Below are 18,970 nucleotides of genomic sequence, written 5' to 3'. Positions count from 1 at the left end.
CGTTTTTAGTTTAATACGCACCGTTGGCAGCGGCCAGATAGCTCAGTTGGTAGAGCAGGGGATTGAAAATCCCCGTGTCGGCGGTTCGATTCCGTCTCTGGCCACCACACTGCTGGGGTATCGCCAAGTGGTAAGGCACCGCTTTTTGGTAGCGGCATTCCCAGGTTCGAATCCTGGTACCCCAGCCATTGCCAACAAAATTTCTTGTTGATTGCAGAGCCTAACAGCGAAGCAATCAAGTTCTCAAGAAAACGTGAAGCGCCGACATAGCTCAGTTGGTAGAGCAACTGACTTGTAATCAGTAGGTCCCGGGTTCGACTCCTGGTGTCGGCACCACTAAAAGTGGTTAAAAACTAAACGTTAGAGAATTAGATTAAGCCGTCCAAAAGGGCGGCTTTTTCGTATCTGCAGTATCTATCCAGTATTGACGTTATCCACACCCACTATTTAAATATGCCTGTGGATAACGCGCTATCCAGAATGCTTGCTTTTACCAGGATATACGTCAGATAACCAGCTAAGGTTATAACCTAAAAGATAATGTTCCCTGACCATATTACTAATAAAGATGCACCGCCTCGAAGACCGCCAATGGTTCACTGTTATTGCCCGACAGTACAAGCATTGCGCCATCCACACTCCATGCTGTCGCCTGCTTGAGTGCGGCTAGAAAATCTCGCTCATTTTTCATTTGGGGTGTTGGGCAGGCTATTTTAGTGCTGGCGATTTGCCCAAACGCTATGCGCTCGTTTTCCACCTGGTAGCTGCCCATCAGGGTATTACAGCCGGTAGCGCCAGCTAAGCGAGAAGCCTCTTGATGAAGAACCACATGCGCTTCACGGAAATTCTCATGGGTGACGACCGGCGCGCCATCAATCGTCACCAGCTTCCAGTAGGTGTTGATCAACGCTTCATTAGGCTGATGCGCTGTCTCGTGGGTATCCATTGTTGCTGAAGAACACCCAGCGGTTACTAATAGAGCGCTGATAAACCCAGAAATCGGTAGCCGTCTTTTCAAAGCATGATTCCCCATTTGGTTAGATAAAAAGATGAGCAACATTAGTCGCAAACATTGTGGCTTGGAGTGAGCTGTTTAGGTGACTTATTGCCTAAAAAGCCACTTTTCAATTTTTTTCACGTAACCTACGTTATCAAACCATAAATCATGCCTTGCGAGGGAGTTTTAGTGGTCTAGGCTACTCCCTGCACGACATTAGAATCGTGCTCATTTTATTTATATGTACGCTAATCTTTATACGTGCAATATGTTCGATCTGAAACCTAATCATACAAGGAGTGGATTAGATGACAGTCAAAAGCACACCGCTAAATGCTGTAACCGCCCATAAGCAATATAGCGAAATGGCCGATACACCTAACGTTCACACTACTCAGGACGTTCACAGTACTCAGGTTCAGCGCAAACAGGTACAGGATGCCTACCCGTCGCGCTTAACCACCACCCCTGAGAAAACCTGGTTGCCGCGCCAAGATGCGGTTGTCAAAGGTCGTCAACTTTCCGGCCCGTTAAGCCAGACACAGCTTGATGAGTTTGAACGTAAAGGGTTTCTGTTTATTCCCAACCTCATTGCAGGCGCAGAGCTTGAAGAGTTGCGTCAGGAAATGAAGGCGTTGATGAGCAACGATGAGTATCTCAATCAAGACTTCAGTGTCACTGAGCCTGAGAGCCAGGAAATCCGCTCGCTATTTGCGGTGCACTTCCTCTCTGAGCGGCTGGGAAAACTGGCCAGCGATGAGCGTGTCGCGGGCGCTGCTCGTCAAATCATAGGCGACGACCCTTATGTGCATCAGTCGCGGATTAACTATAAGCCTGGGTTTGCCGGTAAGGGTTTTAACTGGCACTCCGACTTTGAGACGTGGCACGCGGAAGATGGTATGCCTGCGATGCACGCGGTTAGCGCGTCGCTGATCTTAACCGACAACCATGAGTTCAACGGCCCGTTAATGCTGATTCCCGGTTCGCACAAAAAGTTTGTACCGTGCCTGGGGGAAACGCCTGAGGATAACCACAAAAGCTCACTGAAAGCGCAGGAAGTGGGCGTGCCAAGCCCCGAAGCACTTACCGAACTAGTGGCTGAACACGGTATTGAAGCACCAAAAGGCAAGGCGGGCGGTTTGCTACTGTTCGATTGCAATACGCTGCATGCTTCGAACGCCAACCTGTCGCCTGACCCGCGTAGCAACGTGTTCCTTGTGTTTAACCGCCAGGATAATCGTTGTAGGGCGCCTTATGCGGCGGCTAAGCAACGGCCTGATTTCTTGGCTCATAGCCCTGATCAACAGGCTCAGCAATATCGCTAACGTGCAGTGGGGAAACAAATTCATGGTCGAAGGGTGTGGAACCTTCGTATAGGTGGGGTAAACTGTTGCGCCTGTCGTTGCGAATGCGGCACGCATAATGAGAAGGAGAATACCCGCCATGCGTTTTGTTCCACAGTTTACCGATGGCCAGGAGTTTCCCCACCCGCTGGGCAAGGTTGTCTGCATCGGCCGTAATTATGCCGACCACGCGAAAGAGCTGGATAATCCGGTTCCCACTGAGCCGCTGCTGTTCATAAAGCCATCGACCAGCGTTGTGGATCTAACCAAACCGTTGGATCCGCCGTTTTCACGTGGAGATGTGCATTATGAAGTCGAGCTTGCGCTGTTAGTGGGTGAAACGTTAACCCACGCCACCCTGGATGAGGCCGAGCGCGCGATTGTCGGTATCGGGTTGGCGATGGATTTAACGCTGCGTGATGTACAGACGAAGCTAAAAGAGAAGGGGCACCCCTGGGAAATCGCCAAAGCTTTTGATGGCGCTTGCCCGCTTTCGTCGTTTCTGCCGCTAAGCCGTGTTCCCAACTGGAACGCGCTGGCTTTCACGCTTGAGATTGATGGTGAAGAGCGCCAGCACGGTGAAGGCTCCGATATGATCTTCGCCATACCGACTTTGGTAGCCGAAATGAGCCGTCACTTCACTCTAGAGCCGGGCGATGTAATTTTGACCGGCACGCCATCAGGCGTTGGAGAACTGGTTCGCGGTTCATCACTGCGCTTAACCTTGACCGGTGGTTTGGAAGTTGAAACCAGCGTAGTCGAGTAGCGAAAAAAGCAGAGAGTTGCTGGACAGTGTTGGTTCGTGCAGAAGCGCCACCCCAAAATCAGGGTGGCGTTTCTGTTTGGCATAACCCAACACTTGCTATTCAGTGTGGGCTATTCAAGACGAGCTATTCAAGATCAGTTATTCAAGATAGGTGTAACCTTCCAGCCCTTCGCTTAAGCTCGCCGCAAAGCGCGCTTGCTCGTCGGCAGTAAAGCCGCTTGCTGCTAGTTGGTCGGTGAGCTTCTGCTTGAGCACATTGGCATTGAAGTTGACGTAGGCAAGTACCTGGGCCACCGAGTCCCCGGCCAGCGGGTTAGATAGTGTCCACTCGCCGTCGGCATTGAGCGCAGCATCAACGGAGTCGGTGTCGCCAAACAGGTTGTGTAGATCGCCAAGAATTTCCTGATAGGCGCCCACTAGGAAGAACCCTAGCCAGCGTTCATCGTCTGAAGCCCACTCGGGAAGCGGTAGGGTGCTCTCTACCCCCTGGCCGTCGACGTAGCTGTCGATGCGCCCGTCGGAGTCGCAGGTGATATCCTGAATCACTGCCCGTCGGGTGGGCGCTTGATCCAGCCCGCTAAGGGGCAGTACTGGGAAAATCTGCTCGATGCCCCAAACGTCAGGCACTGATTGGAACAGCGAGAAGTTGACGAACAGTTTATCGGCGAGTTTCTCCGCCAGTTCATCCATGATTTCGCGATGGGCACGGTTACGGGTATCCAACTGAGTGCGCAGCCGTGTGCAGGCAGCCATATACACCCGTTCGCCTTCAGCGCGGGCCGTAATATCACTCAAACCCATCACAAAACGTTCCTGCAGCTCGCTAACCGCTTGAAGCAGGTCGTGCCACGCTTCCACCAGCATGCGCGGCTCTTGGGTGGTCGCTAACTGCTCAAACACCCGCCACAGCAGCTCTACTTGGGCATCTTCTTGGCTCTCTCCTGTCGAATGCCGTTCAGGCGGCGTGTCGTCGATGCGCTCTTCGCCAATCACGTTGGTGATTAGCACCGCGTGGTGGGCAGTTAGCGCACGGCCGGATTCGCTAATGAGATGAGGCTGTGGCAGGTTTGCCTCTTGGCAGAGCTGGGCAAAGGCGCTGACGACGTTGCGGGCGTATTCACGCATCGAATAGTTCGCTGAGCAGAAGCTGCGCGAGCGGGTGCCTTCGTAATCGATACCCAGGCCGCCACCTACATCGACGGTGTCAATGGGGGCACCCAACTGCATCAGGTTCTGGTAGAAGCGCGCGCACTCACGCAGACCGCGCTGAATATCGCGAATATTGGCGATCTGGGAACCTAGGTGGAAGTGCACAAGCTGCAGACTTTCCAGCGCCTCCTCACGACGAAGGGTGTCTACCACCTCGAGAATTTGGCTGGCGGTGAGACCGAACTTAGACTTCTCACCGCCGGTATTCTGCCATTTGCCCTTACCTACCGAGGCAAGGCGGGCGCGCAGGCCAATACGCGGGGTAACATCCAGTTCTCGCGCCTCTTCCAAAATCAACTGCAGCTCGGAGAGCTTTTCGACCACCAAATAGACCTTATGCCCAAGCTTTTCACCCAGCAGCGCTAAGCGGACATACTCGCGGTCTTTGTAGCCATTGCAGACGATCAGCGAAGAGCCGCCGTCAGAAAGCGCCAGCACTGCCAGTAGCTCCGGCTTGCTGCCCGCTTCCAGACCCACCCGGCCGTTGCCGCGCTCGGCGGTGGCCAGGATCTCTTCCACCACTCGGCGCTGCTGATTCACTTTGATCGGGTAAACGGCGGTGTAGCCGCCCTGGTAGTCGCAGTCGCTCATGGCGGCATCAAAAGCGCCACACAGTTGCTCAACCCGGTCATGAAGAATATCGCTAAAGCGTACCAGCACAGGCAGACGCAGCCCAGCGCTTTGCAACTGGCGAACCAAGCCGCTTAGTGGTAGCGCCGGGCCTTCCGCATCACTACCCAGCGGGCGCACCAGGGCCTGACCTTGGTCATCCACGTCGAAGTAACCGCTACCCCATTGATCGATATTCCAGGTGCGCCGTGCGCGAAGGGCAGGGCTAGTCGTCGCCATCACACTCATGCAGAAACCTCAGGTAGCGGCAAAGCACCGTGGGCAATGCGCGCAGTTAATATGGTTCGAAAACGTTCAGGGTCGTGGGGCGTCAAATCGTGGGCCGGGGGATCAACATAGACCACCAGCAGGCGTGACAGCCAGTAGCGCAGCGCCGTCATGCGAAGCATGGTGGGCCACAGCTCCCGTTCATCCTCAGTTAACGGCCGGCGCGCTTGGTAGGCGCCCAACAGCGTATTGTAGCGCTCAGCGTTGAGCGTTCCATCGTCGTTAGAGGCCCAGTCGTTGATTACAATCGCCAAATCAAACAGGAGATCCCCAGTGCAGCCATTATAAAAGTCGATAATACCGCCAAGCTGGTCACCCTCAAACAGAGTGTTGTCGCGAAACAGATCACCGTGCAGGGCGCCCTGGGGCAGCTCACCGTGTCGCATAAAGGCGCTCTCGAAATCGTCGACTTCATCCTTCATCAACGTTTGATCCGCGGGGCTTAGGTAACTCAATACTTTATGGTGCATCACCTGCAGCCAGTTGAGATCCCGCGGGTTGGGGCGGTGGCCGGGAAAACGCTTTGACACCACGTGCAGGCGACCCAACGTATCGCCTAAGGCGTGGCACTGGGCTACATTGGGCGCCTCGGGATGGCGGCCAGGCAGGCGCGGGAATAGCAACGCCGGTTTGCCCTCCAGACTATGCAGCGCGATACCTTCGCGGTCATGAATGGTGCCGGGCACCGGTAAGCGGTGTTCATCCAAATAGTCCAGTAGTTCAACAAAGAACGGCAGTTCTGCGTGTTCGCCCTGTTCGAACAGGGTTAATACCAGTTCGCGGCGGTCGGTAGTCACAAAAAAAGTCGAATTTTCGGTGCCGCTCGCGACTCCCTTAAGGGAAACAAAGCTGCCCACATCAAATTTTTCTAAAAACGCGGCGACCTGTGCGTCGCTAAGCGGAGTAAATACAGCCATGAGAATCTCGCCCAGGTTGCTAAGCCCATTATTGTAGCGGCTTGGACGCTCAGTTGGCAGCGTTGTTGTGATAAGAGAGTCAAGTTTGGCTCTGCAGGCTGGCTGTGCAACGCGTATCATGTGAGGCACTCTTATTGGCAATTCTTTTTAAGCAATCTTATTTAACAATGGAACTTGGTTATGGCTCGCGCTCCGATCGTCCTCGTCGATGGCTCTTCCTATCTGTACCGTGCCTTTCATGCGCTGCCGCCGCTAACGACCTCCAATGGTCAGCCAACGGGCGCGGTGAAAGGCGTGTTGAATATGCTCAAACGGCTGATTAAGGATTACCCCGAAAGCCCCATGGCCGTGGTGTTTGACGCGCCGGGCAAAACCTTCCGTGATGAGCTGTACAGCGACTATAAAGCGCACCGCCCGCCGATGCCCGATGACCTACGCAGCCAGATCGCTCCGCTGCACGCCTGCGTGAAGGCGCTGGGCCTGCCGCTGCTTTGCGTTGACGGCGTAGAGGCGGACGATGTGATTGGCACCCTGGCCCATCACGCCACCCAGGCGGGCCGCGATGCAGTGATCTCCACCGGCGATAAGGATATGGCGCAACTGGTTAATGCTCATATTACCCTGGTGAACACCATGAAGGATGAAACCCTGGATGAGGCGGGCGTAGAAGAAAAGTTCGGCCTACCGCCCGCGTTGATTATCGATTTTCTCGCTCTGATGGGTGATAAGGTCGATAACATTCCCGGTGTGCCCGGCGTGGGTGAAAAGACCGCTATTGGCCTGCTGCAAGGCATGGGTGGCGGGCTGGAGACCATTTATGGCGATTTAGAACGAGTGAAAACGCTCACTTTCCGGGGCGCCAAAACCCTTCCCAAGAAGCTTGAAGAGCATCGCGATCAGGCGTTTCTCTCCTATCAGCTGGCCACCATTAAAGTCGACTGCGAGTTGCCGGTGGGCTTGGATGATTTGGATATTGCTCATCCGGATCGCGAAGCGCTGGTCACACTGTATAAAAAGATGGAGTTCCGCCAGTGGCTGGGCGAGCTGCTGGAAGGCAAAGACGAAGGCGTAGATGACGTTAAAGGCGGCGAGCCTGCGCCCGTAAGCGCTGAAGAAGGTGGTAGCGAGTCCGAGGGTTCGGGCGCTGCTGTACAAGCGTCTGTTCGTGAAGATCAGGTCATCCTCGAACAGGCAGACTTCGATCACTGGCTGGGTCGGCTACAAAACGCCGAGTGCTACTGCTTCGATCTGGAAACCACCAGCCTTAATTACATGGACGCAGAAATCGTTGGGGTTGGCTTTTCGCTGGAAGCGGGGGAGGCGGCCTATATTCCGCTTGCCCACGACTACCTGGATGCACCTAAGCAGCTTGACCGTAAAACGGTGTTGGCGGCGCTAAAGCCGCTGCTGGAAGACCCGACAAAAACCAAGATTGGCCAAAACCTCAAGTACGATATTTCTGTGCTGGCCAACTATGCGATTTCCGTGGCAGGCCCTTTTGCTGACACCATGCTGGCGTCGTATGTGCTCAACTCCACCGCCACCCGCCATGATATGGACTCGCTGGCGCTCAAGTATTTGGGTGAAAAGACCATCTCCTTTGAAGAGATTGCGGGTAAGGGCGCCAAGCAATTGACCTTTAACCAGATTGCCCTGGAGCAAGCGGCGCCTTACGCCTGCGAAGATGTCGATATCACCCTGCGGCTGCAGCAAGCGCTGCGTCCCCAGGTCGAAAGCGCAGGGCGGCTGGCGGAGGTGCTGGATAATATCGAGCTGCCGCTGATCAAGGTGCTCTCGCGCATCGAGCGCAATGGGGTAGCGGTAGATGCCGAGCGCTTGCATCAACAGAGCCAGCAGTTAGAGCAGCGTATTGGCGAATTAGAACGCGAGGCGTTTGAACTGGCCGGGCGCGAATTTAATCTCGGCTCACCCAAGCAGTTAGGGCAGATTCTGTTTGAAGAGCAGAAAATTCCGGTGCTCAAGAAAACCCCTAAAGGCGCACCCTCTACCGCGGAAGGTGTGCTGGAAGAGTTGGCGCTGGATTACCCGCTGCCCAAGGTGATTATGCAGCATCGGGGGCTGGCCAAGCTGAAGTCCACCTACACCGATAAGCTGCCGCGTTTGCTCAATAAAGCCACTGGCCGGGTACACACCAGCTATCATCAGGCGGTCACCGCGACCGGGCGGCTGTCGTCGTCGGATCCCAACTTACAAAACATTCCCATCCGTACCGAAGAGGGACGCAAAATTCGTCAGGCATTTATTGCCCGCCCCGGCTACCGTATTGTCGCCGCCGATTACTCGCAAATTGAGCTGCGCATTATGGCGCATTTATCTGAAGATAAAGGGCTGCTGGAGGCGTTTGCTGAAGGGCGTGATATTCACACCGCCACGGCAGCGGAAGTCTTCGGCACCTCCCTTGAAAAGGTTTCTGGCGATCAGCGCCGCAGCGCCAAAGCGATCAACTTCGGTTTGATCTATGGCATGAGTGCTTGGGGGCTGTCTCGTCAGCTGCATATCGAGCGCAACCAGGCGCAAACCTACATTGATCGTTACTTTGACCGCTATCCCGGCGTGGCCCGCTATATGGAGCGCATTCGCTCGCAAGCGGCAGATGATGGTTTTGTCGAAACTGTATTAGGGCGGCGGCTTTACCTGCCGGAAATTCAGTCGCAAAATCGCAACCGCCGCCAAGGCGCTGAGCGCACCGCGATTAACGCGCCGATGCAGGGCACTGCCGCCGACATTATCAAGCAGGCAATGATCGATGTGGATGCGTGGCTAGCGGAAGGCGAGTTCGATGCGCTGATGGTGATGCAGGTGCACGATGAATTGGTGTTTGAGGTGGCCGAGAAGCAGGTCGAAGCGTTTATTGAGCAGGTACAAAAACGCATGCAGGGCGCGGCTGAGCTGAAGGTACCGCTGATTGTAGAAGCGGAGAGCGGTGCCAATTGGGATGAGGCGCACTAACTCTGTAACCACCATCATAAACGGGAACCCCGCAGCCAAGTGGCTGCGGGGTTGGACGAACCGCGATGGTTAGGGTAGCGGTTTAACGCCAGCCGACACGATCAAAAATGCGGATCGCTTCAGGATTGTTCTCACCCAGCACGCTGATGTTCACGTCATCCGTTTTGAAGTTGCCCCAGGATTCCAGCACCGGGTCTTTCTTGATGTCGTCAACTACCGGGAACTCATTGTTGCCGGAGGCGAAAATTTCCTGAGCAGTGTCTGAGGCGAGGTATTCGAGGAAGCGAATGGCGTTTTCGCGGTTAGGCGCGCCTTCCACCACACCGGCGCCGCCAACGTTCACGTGAGTGCCGCGGTCATCCTGGTTGGGGAAAATAATACCCACTTTGCGAGCCGCTTCACGCTCGGCGTCGTCGTCAGATTTTAGCAGGCGCACATAGTAGTAGTGGTTAGCCACTGCGATGTCACACTCTCCGCTGGCCACGCCCAGAATCTGGTCGGTATCGCCACCTTCCGGATCCCGCGCCATGTTATTGACCACGCCCTGGGCCCACTCTTCAGCACCCTCTTCTCCGTGGTGTTCAATCATTGCGGCCAGCAGCGACTGGTTGTAAATGTTGTTGGAAGAGCGAATGCACACCTTGCCTTCAAACTGCGGGTCGGCAAGGTCTTCGTAGCTTTCGATCTGGCTCGGATCGAAGTTGTCGCGATTGTAATAAATCGCCCGTGCGCGCTGACTAAAGCCGAACCACAAGCCGTCAGGGTGGCGCATGGATTCGGGCAGGCGCTCGTTAAGAACGTCCGACTCGACGCTTTGGAAGATGCCTTCATCTTCAGCGCGCCAGAGACGGCCAGCATCGACGGTGAGCATGATGTCTGCGGGGCTGGCCACACCTTCGCGCTGAATACGCTCGATCAGCTGATCGGAATCGCCTTCAAGGATGTTGACTTCGATGCCTGTCTCTTCGGTGAACGCATCGTAGAGGCGTTCGTCAGAGTCGTAGTGGCGCGCGGAGTAAAGGTTGAGCTCGTCTGCCACGACCTGACCGGCAAACGTAGCGCCCACCATCATCGCTGCCATCGGAGCAACAAAGCGTACGGTTTTCATCAAGCACATCCTTATTTATTGAATGATAATAAGTTACATTATTAACATTGTTATTGAAGCGTTTCGTATGCCTTCAGTCAAGAGTAAATGCCTACCCAAAAGGTGGTACGTGCATATCGGGGCAATTAAAAATAGAATGCAAACAACTTTCAAATGTACTGAATCCGCGTTTAGTCTTTTAGAGGTGCGGTTTGCTCACCTGGAAAGTGCTATTCAGACAGTGCTAATTAATAGCGGTGATTTATGACGGCAACTCTAAAGGTAACTGAAAGAAGGGCTGCTGAGGAAGCGCCTGGCTCATCGGCGTTAACCCTTCACAATGTACGCCACGCTTATGATGGCCATACGGTCGTAAAAGGGGTGGATTTAAGCGTTGCTCCAGGAGAGGTGGTTTGCCTATTGGGGCCCTCTGGTTGTGGCAAAACAACGCTGCTGCGTATCGCTGCGGGCCTTGAAGTGCTGCAAGAGGGCAGCGTTTCCTTAGAGGATATTTATATTGCAGGCCCAGGCCAGCGTCACGTGCCGCCTGAAAAGCGCAATGTCGGGCTGGCGTTTCAAGACTCGGCACTTTTCCCCCACTTAACCGTTTTGGAAAATGTCACCTTTGGACTTAAACATTTAGCTTCTCGCGAGCGTCGGGAGCGGGCGGCCAAACTGCTTGAGCAGTTGGGTATGTCCGCGTATATCGATGTTTACCCGCATATGCTTTCAGGGGGACAGCAGCAGCGGGTGGCCCTGGCACGGGCGCTGGCGCCATCTCCGCGCTTAATGCTGTTGGATGAACCGTTTTCAAGCCTTGATGCGCGGCTGCGAGACCGCATCCGCGATGATACGCTGCACGTGCTTAAAAAAGTCGGCGCGGCGACGCTGTTGGTGACCCATGACCCCGAAGAGGCCATGTTTATGGCCGATCGCATCGCGCTAATGCGGGATGGCCGCATCGTGCAAACGGGAACGCCGCGAGAGCTTTACTGCGCACCTCAAGACCCTTTTGTCGTGACCTTTTTTGGCGACGTTAATGAGCTACAGGGCAAGGTGCATAATGGCGCGGTTAATACGCCAGTGGGGCGGGTGCCGGCCGGTGGGCTAGCGGAAGGCAGCGATGCCCAGGTCATGATTCGCCCTGAGGCGCTGCGTATTGTTGAGCGTGAACTGCCTACGGATGAGCACCGCCACAGCCATGTGGTAATGGCGAAGCTGCTGGGGCGCACCAGCCTTCTACACCTGTGTGCCCATGGTGAAAACGGCCTTGAGGCCCATCTGCACGCCCGCGTACCTGGGGTGTTTTTACCCGCGGAGGGGCAGCCGGTGGATATTCACCTCGACCTTTCACAGGTATTTGTTTTCCCGCTCACGCCCTAGGAGTTAGCGCCGGGGCGTGAGCGGCGCATTGCCATGCTAAGCAGAATGACCGGCAGGATGCCTACCACCACAATCGCCAGCGAGGAGGTCGATGCTTCAGCCAAACGCTCGTCAGAGGCGAGATTGTGCGCCCGCACGGCCAGGGTGTCGAAGTTGAAGGGGCGCAGAATAATTGTCGCGGGCAGTTCCTTCATGACGTCAACGAAGACTAAAATTCCCGCCGCCAACAGGCTACTGCGCATCATTGGCGTATGAATGTGGCGCAGCGTGCCCCCCGCCGTTTGACCCAGCGTGCGCGAGGCGGCATCCATACTGGGGGTCACTTTGCCTAAGCTCGCCTCAACGGCGTTGAATGAGACAGCTAAAAAGCGCACGACATAGGCGTATAGCAAAATAAACGCCGACCCACTGAAAACCAGTCCAACGATGTAGCCATAGTGATTATTCAGCCAGGTGTTGAGGGCGTTATCCAACCAGGCAAACGGAATCAGAATGCCCACCGCGACTACCGAGCCGGGGATCGCGTAGCCCATAGAGGCTACGCGAGAAGCCACCCGCGCAAACGTCGTATCGTGCATGCGTACGCCGTAGCTCAGCACAACGGCCAAGCCCACGGCGATTAGTGCAGCCACTGTTGCCAGCCCCAGGCTGTTCCAGGCATAGCCAATAAATCGCGAGCCCCAGAGTGAATCGCCCCCTTGCAGGGCTAGATTGAGCAGAATGCCGCTGGGCAGTAAAAACCCCACCAGCACCGGCACCAGACAGGCTAGTGTCGCTGCAGCAGCGCGCCAGCCGTGCAATACGTACTCGGGCAACTGCTGATAGCGATTGGTGGTGTGGAAGTAGCGGCGCTTACCCCGTGACCAGCGCTCCAGCAGCACTAGCACAATCACGAAGGTGAGCAGGCACGCTGCCAACTGCGCCGCCGCTACCTGTTCACCCATGCCAAACCAGGTGCGGTAGATGCCAGTGGTAAAGGTATCCACGCCGAAGAACTGCACAGCGCCAAACTCGTTAAGTGTTTCCATCAGAACCAGCGATACCCCACCCACCAGCGCCGGGCGTGCCAACGGTACGGCGATACTGGCAAACAGTTTCCAGGGGCCGCGGCCGAGAGTGCGGCCCACATCCAGCACGCAGACCGACTGCTCTAAAAACGAGGCGCGGGCCAGCAGGTAGACATAGGGGTAAAGCACTAGGGTAATTACCGTGGCGGCGCCACCAAGGGAGCGAATATTGGGAAAGTAGTAGTCGCCATACCCCCAGCCAAACGTCTCGCGTAGCAGGCTTTGTAACGGCCCGGCAAATTGGAGAAAGTCGGTGTAAGCGTAGGCGATAACGTAGGTGGGTACTGCTAATGGCAGCAGTAGCGCCCACTCGAATAGCCGCTTGCCTGGAAAGCGGCACATGACCACCAGCCAGGCTGTCCCGGTACCGATGATTAGCGTGCCGATTCCTACGGTCACAACGAGCCAGAAGGTGTTGTTCAAATAGCGTCCAAGTACGGTGCTGGCCAAGTGTTGCCAAACGCCATCGGTGGGCATCGCAATATGGGCAAACACCACCAGCACAGGCAGCGCCACGACGAACGCAACTGCTATCAGGGCAATTGACCAGGGGCTAGCGCGACGGCTAAACGAAGAGGAGAAGGCGAATAGCCCGCGATAGCCGGATCTGAACAAACGAACACTCCTTGCAGCAGCGTAAAGTGGCGCAGTGCACTTAATGCGAAATAGTGACGGGCGTGAATAGTAGCATTGACGCTGTTTTACTGCAGCTTGGCAGTACAGCCATAAATACAAAAAAGAAGCCCGCCTGAGCGGGCCATAATGGTTGGAGGTTAAGCCTTAAACCTGGGGCGGGAAAGTTCTAGTAACCTAGCATCATGTTCGGCAGGCCGGTAATCAGCCACGGGAAGAACGCCATTAGCGTACAGGCCAGCAGAATCAAAGCGACGAACGGCACGACCGCTTTGTACAGATCGACGATTTCGACCCCGGGTGGTGCCACGCCTTTTAAGTAAAACAGCGCATAGCCAAAGGGCGGGGTCAGGAACGATGTCTGCAGTACTACCGCCACCATCACCACGAACCAGAGCATATCCACGCCCATGGTTTCGACGATGGGCAGCATGATCGGGAAGCTCAGCAGTACGATACCGGTCCAGTCCAGGAACATGCCCAGGATAAATACCAGGAACAGCATCAGGATCAGTGCCCCAATGGTGCCGCCAGGCATTGCCAGCACAAGGTCGCTAATCACGGTCATGCCGCCACCGCGCGAGAACACACCGGTAAAGGCAGTGGCGCCGACGAGTACCAGCATGACCATGGTGGTGGTCTTGCCCGCTTCTATCATTGTCCAGAAGCAGGTGCTGATTTTGCGGTCTCCAAAGATCATAAACAGGATGAAGGCGATAAAGACGCCGATAGCGGATGCTTCAGTGGCGGTGGCGATACCTGTAAACAGCGCACCCAGCACGCCGAGGATTAGCGACATGGGTGGCACCACATACTTCGCCAGCATGATCAGCAGTTGTTTGGTGCTGACTTCGGCACGCTCTTCTACCGGCACCTTGGGACCATAGTGCGGTTTGATGTAGCAGATGATCAGTACGTAGAGTGCATACATGACCCCAAGCAGTAGGCCGGGAATCAGCGCGCCAGCAAACAGTGCGCCCACGGAAACCGGTGAGTAGCTGGCCATCAGAATTAGCATGATGCTGGGCGGTATCAAAATGCCTAAACAGCCGCTGGCCATAATAACGCCTGCGCTCAGCTCCTTGTTGTAGCCATACTTGAGCATCGGTACCAGGGCAATCATGCCCATTACCGCAATTGAAGCGCCAACAATACCGGTGGTGGCCGCTAGCAGCACCGACACAATGACCACGGTAAGCGCCAAACCACCGCGCAGGTTCGCCAGCAATAGGCGCATGGCGTCAAACATCTTCTCAGTAACACCGGAGTCGTTTAAGAACCTCGCCATCAAAATGAATAGCGGTATCGCGACCAGGACATAGTTATCCATGGCGTTACCGAAAATATTGTTGATCAGGGTGCCGAGAATGCGCTCGCCGGGGCCAAGAAAGGCACCGATAACGGCTACACCGCCTAGCACAAACGCCAACGGGTGGCCCATAAACAGCCCTACCATCAGGCCGCCAAACATCACCAGCGTGAGTACTTCAGGACTTAGGTTCATGCTGATGCCTCCTCGCGAAGCTGCATGATGGCACGCAGCACAATGGCAATTGCCTGCAGCAGAATCAGGATAGCGGCCACCACAATCACCCCTTTGATTGGGTAGACCGGGATTGAGACCATGCCATAGGTGGTTTCACCGCGGCTCCAAGCGCGTTCAAAGAAGCTCCAGCCCAGGGTGATCAACATCCAGATAAAGGGGACAAAGAAAATCAGGTAACCAATCACTTCGAGCATCGCTTGCTTTTTGCGCGACAGCAGACGTTTTAATATATCGACTTCCACGTGGGCATGATGTTTGAGCCCATAGGCTGCCATTAGCATAAAGTGGGCGCCAAACAGCATTTTGGTCACGTCAAATGCCCAGTCGCTAGGGCGCCCAAATAGAAAACGTGATGCAATGTCGTAAAGAACAATCAGGGTAATGATGGCAATCAATGGAGCGATGACACGCCCAAAAGCTTCATTGATGGCATCGATCGCCTTGGCAATCGCATTCATGGAAGATCTCCGCGGTCAGCACAAAAAAACCGCCCTGGCAAACACCAAGGCGGCACAGAAGCGCCTTACAGGCAGGCTTCGATCTCTTCCAGTGAGGGCAGGTTGTCCATCACGCGGCTCATGTTGTAGGGAGCGGAAACATCGCGCCACGTTGCGTAGTGCTCAAGGTAGGCAATCATCGACTGGTAGACCTTGGCGTGGTCAGGAGATTCGCAAGCACCGCGCAGAATCACCTCGTTAGTGACTTCCTGAATGCGCGCCAAGTCCTCTTCAGAGAACTGATTGATCGTGACGCCCGCGTCGATGAACTTCTGTGTGGCTTCGGTAGACTGGCGCTCAGACCAGGCTAGTGACCATGCCATGGTGGCATCCGCCGCAATACGCAGAGTCTCTTGGGTCTCTTCTGATAGGGCGTCCCAGGCGTCTTTATTGATCATTACGCCAAATACGCTGGCAGACTGGTGCCAACCGGGGGTTGCCCAGTAGTCAGCCACTTCGGCAAAGCCGGCATTGAAATCAACGCCAGGGGTCGAAAACTCACCCGCATCGATAACGCCACGCTCAATAGCTTGGTAGACTTCACCGCCCGCCAGAGTGACTTGCGAGCCGCCCAGCTCTTCGAGTACGCGACCCTGATCGCGGCCCGAAAGGCGCAGACGCTTGCCTTCCAGGTCGGCAATGCTTTCAATCGGGGTGCGGCCCATAAAGCCCGACTCATTGTTGGTAATGCCGTAAGGAAGATAAACCATGTTGAACTGACCGTAGATCTCTTCGTACAGCTCGCGGCCGCCCCACTGCTGAATCCAGTTAAGGTAATCAACGCCATTAAACAAGCTGGTGGTCGTGGCCAGTGGCGAAAAGGCGGGGTTCAAGCCAGCCCAATAGCCCGGCCAGTCGCCCGCGGCTTCAATGCTGCCCGTTTCGGTGGCATCAAATACTTCTGTGCCGGGCATCAGTGTACCGCCTGCGCGGAAATTGATCTGTAGCTCTTCTCCCGCCAATTGATTGACCAGTTCCACCCAGTGCTGGTCAATCTTGATCAGATCAAGGTTTTCAGGCCAGGTGCTGGTCATTGTCCACTCTTCTTGCGCTTGGGCGGTGGTCGTTAAAGCAGCGAAGGCAATACCAGCGGCAAGGCCGGTGAGGGCAAATTTGTTCATTGTTTTCATGATGTATTTCCTGGTTTGGCGCGTGGCGTTATTAGTGTTGGGTACCTGGATGCAGGAAAGTGCAGCGCTGCTGGGTTACGTTTACGTAAACATGGGTTTTAGCGCTGCAGAGCTAAATTAGCACAACAACCCCGCTGCAGTGCAATATCAGTAATGTAAGAGATTTCAGTCGTTGGTTTTTAGAGGGTAACCCTGTTATTTTAATTAAAACAGTTGGTTATGTTGTTTTGTAAGCGTCGAAATGAATGGTTAAGTAGCTCAAGAACGTTGAAAGGAGTTAAATTATTCAACCAAAGTTGTAGCATAAAGCGCTCCATAAGACGCTCAGCGGCACACTTACACACTTAATAGGGTAACGTGATGGGAAGCAGTCGCGCTGGAGCAGGAAATCATTTGTTAAATATCCATTTAGAGAATAAACAGCAAGCTCGGATGGTGGCGGCGTTGGTTCATCATGCGCAGCGTTTGGCCCGCCGCTGCTGGCGCCAGCTTGTGTGGCTAAGCGGCGATGCCGAGCAGTGCCAATCCCTTGCACAGGCTTTATGGCAAGCCCACCCCTGGAGTGCGCCGTTATGGGTGGGGGGCGAACACCTGTCGCCACGCAAGGCGCGCACGCGCCTGGGCGCAGAGCACCAGTTGGTAGTGCTCGACACCCACCGCACCGGGTTTGATCCCGAAGCCTTGGGGGTGCTGGCGGGAACGCTCACCGCCGGTGGTTTACTGGTATTGCTCACCCCGCAGCCGTGGGGAGAGTCGCCTGATCCAGACTACGCACGTTTTGCTGATCACCCCTGGCACTGGTCAGAGCTGAGCTGCCACTACCTGGCGCGCTTAGCGCGCCAGTTGCAGGCCTCGTCTCAGGTAGTGCGCTGGCGCGCTGACCAGACGCTGTATCTACCTCGACTGCCTGTGCGCAAAGCAGATGAAGCCGAAAGTGGTGATAGCGACTGCCTGACCTCAGACCAAGCCTACGCAGTGACACAGCTGGTTGGCTTAAAGCGCCGCCGCCCGTTGGTAATAACCGCTGATCGTGGGCGCGGCAAAAGCGCCGCGCTGGGCATTGCCTGTGCTCGGCTGCTGACCCACAAAGCCCAACGGGTAGTGCTCACCGCGCCGCGGCTGAGTGCGGTGGAGAGCGTGTTCGAGCGGGTAGCGGCACTCTGCCCGGACGGCCGTCGTGTCGCTACCGGCCACTTTGTGTTGGCCGAGGGCAGCGAACTGATTTTTTTACCCCCAGATGTGCTCACCGAGCAGGTTAACGCTCAGCAGCAGGGCGGTGATGGCAGTTATCTAATGGTCGATGAGGCGGCAGCGATTCCCTCTGCACTGTTGGGCCAGTGGCTCGCGGTCTTTCCGCGTATTGCTTTTGCCACCACGGTGCACGGCTATGAGGGGTCGGGAAGAGGCTTCGCCTTGCGCTTTCGCGCGACCCTTGATCGCCTGACGCCCCAGTGGAAAGCGCTAACGCTTAGCGCGCCCATCCGCTGGCGCAGCGGCGACCCGTTGGAAGCTCTGGTCAACCAACTGCTGTTGTTAAAAGCACCGTTGCCCAGCGCTCAGACGGCTGGCCGCGCAGGGGCAACCAAGGTGATTGATCGAGCTCGCCTCGCCCATCAAGACGCTATGTTGGAGAAGCTGTTTGGGCTGCTGGTACAGTCGCACTACCGCACCTCTCCCAATGACCTGCGCCAACTGCTTGACAGCCCAGGCGCTCAGCTACGCATGATTGAGCAGGCAGGTGAACCTCAAGCGGTGTTGGTCACCCGTGAAGAGGGCGGCTTTGAGGCCACTCTTGCCAACCAGGTTGCCCGCGGTGAACGACGTCCCCAGGGGCATTTGTTGGCGCAATCGCTGGCAACCCATGCCGGTAGTCGCGGGGCATTGACCGCCCGCTGGCGTCGAGTGGTGCGTATTGCTACTCACCCCGAGCGGCGACGCCAAGGCTTGGGGCAAACGTTACTAGGCGAGGATATGGACGCTGCCAAGCAGCAAGGTGCTGCACTTTATGGCGCGACCTTCGGCGCTGAAGCGTCGCTGCTGCGCTTTTGGCTGGCGCTGGGTTTTACGCCGGTGCGCTTAGGGATTACCCGGGAGACATCCACCGGGGAGTTCGCTGTTATGGTGGCTAAAGCGTTGAATTCAGAGGGCGAGGTGGTGCTTGCTGAACTCAGCGAACGCTTTCTGGCCGCGCTCCCTGGTCTGCTTGCCTTTGAACTCAAGGCGCTACCCGCAGCAGTGCTCGTAGTGCTGCTCGCTCAAATGCCAAGCATGCCACTGAGTGACCGCGAGTGGCAGGATATCGAGGACGTAACGACCGCCCATCGCGACCCCGCTCTTGCCCGCTCGGCTCTGCAAGCCTTGGCCCGCATAGCCAGCCACCGCGCTTTAACTGAGACACAACAGCAGGCACATCAACAATTATCTGCCTGGGCGTTCCAAAATATCGCTCTGGCGGATGCTCATAACGACGCAGTGAAATCCCTGCGCCTCGCTGTCAACAGCCTCATTGAGGTAAAGTAGGCCGGTTA

13 protein-coding genes and 3 tRNA genes are annotated in these 18,970 nt (G+C 55.7%); 8 read left to right on the top strand and 8 right to left on the bottom strand.

Features of this window, described 5'->3' with window-relative positions:
• Positions 1 to 31 precede the first annotated feature (31 nt).
• The 3 genes from HZU72_RS18990 to HZU72_RS18980 all read left to right on the top strand — a co-directional run bounded on the left by HZU72_RS18990 (position 32) and on the right by HZU72_RS18980 (position 336).
• Positions 32 to 107: transfer RNA gene (locus HZU72_RS18990), tRNA-Phe, on the top strand.
• Positions 108 to 113: 6 nt separating this feature from the next.
• Positions 114 to 188: transfer RNA gene (locus HZU72_RS18985), tRNA-Gln, on the top strand.
• Positions 189 to 260: 72 nt separating this feature from the next.
• Positions 261 to 336, top strand: a tRNA-Thr gene (locus HZU72_RS18980).
• A gap of 223 nt (positions 337 to 559) precedes the next feature.
• Here the strand turns inward: HZU72_RS18980 and HZU72_RS18975 are convergent.
• Entirely contained in the window at positions 560 to 946 is a 387-nt protein-coding gene (locus tag HZU72_RS18975; RefSeq protein ID WP_180094936.1) for an META domain-containing protein, read from the bottom strand.
• A gap of 359 nt (positions 947 to 1,305) precedes the next feature.
• On the opposite strand from HZU72_RS18975, the gene thpD reads away from it, so the two are divergent.
• Positions 1,306 to 2,322, top strand: coding sequence for an ectoine hydroxylase (gene thpD, locus HZU72_RS18970; protein WP_180094934.1), 1,017 nt, complete (start codon positions 1,306 to 1,308; stop codon positions 2,320 to 2,322).
• Between the two features lie 118 nt (positions 2,323 to 2,440).
• The gene (locus HZU72_RS18965; protein WP_180094932.1) at positions 2,441 to 3,106 is read left to right on the top strand and encodes a fumarylacetoacetate hydrolase family protein; all 666 of its coding nucleotides are present in this window, start codon (positions 2,441 to 2,443) and stop codon (positions 3,104 to 3,106) included.
• Positions 3,107 to 3,244: 138 nt separating this feature from the next.
• Here the strand turns inward: HZU72_RS18965 and speA are convergent, their stop codons facing one another.
• Entirely contained in the window at positions 3,245 to 5,173 is a 1,929-nt protein-coding gene (gene speA / locus HZU72_RS18960; protein WP_180094930.1) for a biosynthetic arginine decarboxylase, read from the bottom strand.
• The gene (locus HZU72_RS18955) at positions 5,170 to 6,129 is read right to left on the bottom strand and encodes a homoserine kinase (RefSeq protein ID WP_180094929.1); all 960 of its coding nucleotides are present in this window, start codon (positions 6,127 to 6,129) and stop codon (positions 5,170 to 5,172) included. The genes speA and HZU72_RS18955 overlap by 4 nt, the downstream gene beginning before the upstream one ends.
• A gap of 180 nt (positions 6,130 to 6,309) precedes the next feature.
• Between HZU72_RS18955 and polA the strand changes: the two genes are divergently transcribed.
• On the top strand, positions 6,310 to 9,099 hold the full coding sequence (polA, locus tag HZU72_RS18950) for a DNA polymerase I (RefSeq protein WP_180094927.1): 2,790 nt from the start codon (positions 6,310 to 6,312) through the stop codon (positions 9,097 to 9,099).
• Positions 9,100 to 9,181: 82 nt separating this feature from the next.
• On the opposite strand, the gene HZU72_RS18945 is transcribed toward polA, so the two are convergent.
• Positions 9,182 to 10,207, bottom strand: a complete 1,026-nt coding sequence (locus HZU72_RS18945; protein ID WP_180094924.1) for a Fe(3+) ABC transporter substrate-binding protein — start codon at positions 10,205 to 10,207, stop codon at positions 9,182 to 9,184.
• Positions 10,208 to 10,450: 243 nt separating this feature from the next.
• Here HZU72_RS18945 and HZU72_RS18940 point away from each other — a divergent pair, with 243 nt between their 5' ends.
• Positions 10,451 to 11,569 (top strand): ABC transporter ATP-binding protein, encoded by a 1,119-nt coding sequence (locus tag HZU72_RS18940; protein ID WP_180094922.1) that lies wholly within the window; start codon positions 10,451 to 10,453, stop codon positions 11,567 to 11,569.
• Here HZU72_RS18940 and HZU72_RS18935 read toward each other — a convergent pair.
• The 4 genes from HZU72_RS18935 to dctP all read right to left on the bottom strand — a co-directional run bounded on the left by HZU72_RS18935 (position 11,566) and on the right by dctP (position 16,442).
• Positions 11,566 to 13,251: an ABC transporter permease gene (locus HZU72_RS18935; RefSeq protein ID WP_180094920.1), complete on the bottom strand. Its 1,686-nt coding sequence runs from the start codon at positions 13,249 to 13,251 to the stop codon at positions 11,566 to 11,568. The genes HZU72_RS18940 and HZU72_RS18935 overlap by 4 nt on opposite strands.
• Positions 13,252 to 13,438: 187 nt before the next feature.
• On the bottom strand, positions 13,439 to 14,773 hold the full coding sequence (locus HZU72_RS18930; RefSeq protein ID WP_180094918.1) for a TRAP transporter large permease: 1,335 nt from the start codon (positions 14,771 to 14,773) through the stop codon (positions 13,439 to 13,441).
• Complete coding sequence (locus HZU72_RS18925) at positions 14,770 to 15,273, bottom strand: TRAP transporter small permease subunit (RefSeq protein WP_180094916.1); 504 nt, start codon at positions 15,271 to 15,273, stop codon at positions 14,770 to 14,772. Before HZU72_RS18925 ends, HZU72_RS18930 begins: the two co-directional genes overlap by 4 nt.
• 65 nt (positions 15,274 to 15,338) lie before the next feature.
• Entirely contained in the window at positions 15,339 to 16,442 is a 1,104-nt protein-coding gene (gene dctP / locus HZU72_RS18920) for a TRAP transporter substrate-binding protein DctP (RefSeq protein ID WP_180094913.1), read from the bottom strand.
• Between the two features lie 432 nt (positions 16,443 to 16,874).
• Between dctP and HZU72_RS18915 the strand changes: the two genes are divergently transcribed.
• Positions 16,875 to 18,962 carry a tRNA(Met) cytidine acetyltransferase TmcA gene (locus tag HZU72_RS18915; RefSeq protein WP_180094971.1) on the top strand — a complete coding sequence of 696 codons (2,088 nt, stop codon included), beginning with the start codon at positions 16,875 to 16,877 and terminating at the stop codon, positions 18,960 to 18,962.
• Positions 18,963 to 18,970: the final 8 nt, after the last annotated feature.

The sequence above is a fragment of the Vreelandella sedimenti genome (assembly GCF_013416325.1).
Lineage (GTDB): Bacteria > Pseudomonadota > Gammaproteobacteria > Pseudomonadales > Halomonadaceae > Vreelandella > Vreelandella sedimenti.
This window is presented reverse-complemented; position numbering and strand designations above follow the sequence as displayed.

What these genes read in the sequence shown, in the direction of transcription:
- HZU72_RS18975 (WP_180094936.1), bottom strand. Translation starts at nt 946, where the DNA reads ATGGATACCCACGAGACAGCGCATCAGCCTAATGAAGCGTTGATCAAC.
- thpD (WP_180094934.1), top strand. Translation starts at nt 1,306, where the DNA reads ATGACAGTCAAAAGCACACCGCTAAATGCTGTAACCGCCCATAAGCAA.
- HZU72_RS18965 (WP_180094932.1), top strand. Translation starts at nt 2,441, where the DNA reads ATGCGTTTTGTTCCACAGTTTACCGATGGCCAGGAGTTTCCCCACCCG.
- speA (WP_180094930.1), bottom strand. Translation starts at nt 5,173, where the DNA reads ATGAGTGTGATGGCGACGACTAGCCCTGCCCTTCGCGCACGGCGCACC.
- HZU72_RS18955 (WP_180094929.1), bottom strand. Translation starts at nt 6,129, where the DNA reads ATGGCTGTATTTACTCCGCTTAGCGACGCACAGGTCGCCGCGTTTTTA.
- polA (WP_180094927.1), top strand. Translation starts at nt 6,310, where the DNA reads ATGGCTCGCGCTCCGATCGTCCTCGTCGATGGCTCTTCCTATCTGTAC.
- HZU72_RS18945 (WP_180094924.1), bottom strand. Translation starts at nt 10,207, where the DNA reads ATGAAAACCGTACGCTTTGTTGCTCCGATGGCAGCGATGATGGTGGGC.
- HZU72_RS18940 (WP_180094922.1), top strand. Translation starts at nt 10,451, where the DNA reads ATGACGGCAACTCTAAAGGTAACTGAAAGAAGGGCTGCTGAGGAAGCG.
- HZU72_RS18930 (WP_180094918.1), bottom strand. Translation starts at nt 14,773, where the DNA reads ATGAACCTAAGTCCTGAAGTACTCACGCTGGTGATGTTTGGCGGCCTG.
- HZU72_RS18925 (WP_180094916.1), bottom strand. Translation starts at nt 15,273, where the DNA reads ATGAATGCGATTGCCAAGGCGATCGATGCCATCAATGAAGCTTTTGGG.
- dctP (WP_180094913.1), bottom strand. Translation starts at nt 16,442, where the DNA reads ATGAAAACAATGAACAAATTTGCCCTCACCGGCCTTGCCGCTGGTATT.
- HZU72_RS18915 (WP_180094971.1), top strand. Translation starts at nt 16,875, where the DNA reads ATGGTGGCGGCGTTGGTTCATCATGCGCAGCGTTTGGCCCGCCGCTGC.